This window comes from Shigella sp. FC1967 (assembly GCF_001743005.1).
GTDB lineage: Bacteria > Pseudomonadota > Gammaproteobacteria > Enterobacterales > Enterobacteriaceae > Proteus.
This window is the reverse complement of record NZ_MIIZ01000922.1, coordinates 1-1,898: the sequence shown is the minus strand read 5'-3', so window position 1 is coordinate 1,898 and position 1,898 is coordinate 1. Positions and strand designations below refer to the sequence as shown.

Genomic DNA, 1,898 nt, shown 5'->3' with positions numbered 1-1,898 from the left:
TAAGACGTTGATAGGCTGGGTGTGTAAGCGTAGCGATACGTTGAGCTAACCAGTACTAATGAACCGTGAGGCTTAACCTGACAACACCGAAGGTGTTTTGTCAGAGAGGCGAAACGATGAAGTAAGCTTGTTTAAGATTGATATTACTGGTGACGAGCCGTTAAAGGGTGAGTGACGGGTAATAAAACAGAATTTGCTTGGCGGCCATAGCGCAACGGTCCCACCTGATCCCATGCCGAACTCAGAAGTGAAACGTTGTAGCGCCGATGGTAGTGTGGGGCCTCCCCATGTGAGAGTAGGGAACTGCCAGGCATTAAATAAGACGAGAAAGCCAACCCAATGGGTTGGCTTTTTTGCGTTTTAGGTTTTTAAAAGATAAAAAATTAACAAGATACTTACTAAATAATACCTTGGCTCCAACGAGAAAATTGCTCAATCCCCATCCGATTTAATATATACCGAAACCAAGCACTGTAATTTTGTGCATTTTCTTCAATATCTTGATAAAGAGAATCGAGAGAGATCCAACGGTAATCCATTACTTCATCCGAATTGCTATGTGGCAATTCATTGCTAAACCCAATAAATAGATGATCAAATTCATGCTCTATCAAATCATCTGTTACTTTCTCGTTGTACAGAATAGTTCCAATAGATTGCATATCACATTTCATGCCTAATTCTTCATCTAAACGACGATGAATAGCATCTGAAAGTAATTCGTTTGGAAGTGGGTGGCTACAACATGTATTTGCCCATAAACCACCAGAGTGATATTTAGATATTGCACGTTGTTGAATAAGTAATTGCTGATTTGAATTAAAAATAAATATTGAAAAAGCTCGATGTAAGGCGCCTACAATATGAGCTTCAAGCTTTGGCATTGTTCCCAGCTCATTATCATTTTTATCTACGAGAATAACAGCGTCTTCCACAAGAGGTCACCTTAATAAAATAATATATTGTTATAGCGTGAATATAACATGACTGTATATCAAATAACGATTCATCGTGCTGTTCTTTTTTATGGCATCACTGTGATGATGCCATAAAAAAGAAAACGCTAAGGGGTATAATATTGAACACCAATCTTAATAAGATCTCTACCTTGTGATTTGCGATGCTTATTTGTATCTCTTAATGAATAAATACATCCACAATATTCTTGTTGGTAGAATTGTTCACGTTTACTTATTTCAATCATTCTGGCTGAGCCACCTTTTTTACGCCAATTATAATCCCAATAAACCATATTAGGATAAGGCGCTACGGCCCTTTCACCACAGCCATTTATCTGTTTCATATCTTTCCAACGTGAGATCCCAAGAGAGCTGGAAATAACGGAAAAACCATTTTCAGCGGCATAAAGGGCCGTTCTTTCAAAGCGCATATCAAAACACATTGTGCATCGAATACCTCGTTCAGGCTCTTTTTCCATTCCTTTTGCTCTCTCAAACCAATTATCAGTATCATAATCAGCATCAACAAAAGGAATATTATGTTTTTTAGCAAAACGAATATTCTCTTCTTTACGAATTAAATACTCTTTTTGAGGATGAATGTTGGGATTATAGAAAAAGATCGTGTAATTAATACCCGATGCTTGTAACGCTTCCATGACTTCACCAGAACAAGGAGCACAACAAGAATGTAGTAAAAGCTTATTTGCATTTGCAGGTAATGTGAGCTTTTCTCGTATAAGCGTCATAAATGATCCTAAAATAGCATTATTTTAGTTGTAAAATGATGCCTTTATTATAGTAATAAAATACTTAGATAATCTGCTTTTTTTAAAATTATTTAAAAAATAACTATTTGTTTTATATAAATTAAAAATAATAAAAGTAAATGATTTAGGTAATAACTATCAGAGAGTTTACTAGATTCATATTATGATG

At 35.6% G+C, this 1,898-nt stretch carries 2 protein-coding genes and 2 rRNA genes; 2 read left to right on the top strand and 2 right to left on the bottom strand.

The genetic code is table 11. From position 1 onward, the window contains the following. Positions 1-80 (top strand): 23S ribosomal RNA (locus tag BHE89_RS15980); the annotation flags it as partial. 116 nt (positions 81-196) lie between these two features. Further along, positions 197-312 (top strand): 5S ribosomal RNA (rrf, locus tag BHE89_RS15975). Positions 313-398: 86 nt separating this feature from the next. Here rrf and idi read toward each other — a convergent pair. Next, the gene (idi, locus tag BHE89_RS15970; protein WP_074454085.1) at positions 399-935 is read right to left on the bottom strand and encodes an isopentenyl-diphosphate Delta-isomerase; all 537 of its coding nucleotides are present in this window, start codon (positions 933-935) and stop codon (positions 399-401) included. A gap of 128 nt (positions 936-1,063) precedes the next feature. Next, positions 1,064-1,708: an epoxyqueuosine reductase QueH gene (locus BHE89_RS15965; RefSeq protein ID WP_069368346.1), complete on the bottom strand. Its 645-nt coding sequence runs from the start codon at positions 1,706-1,708 to the stop codon at positions 1,064-1,066. Between the last annotated feature and the right edge of the window lie 190 nt (positions 1,709-1,898).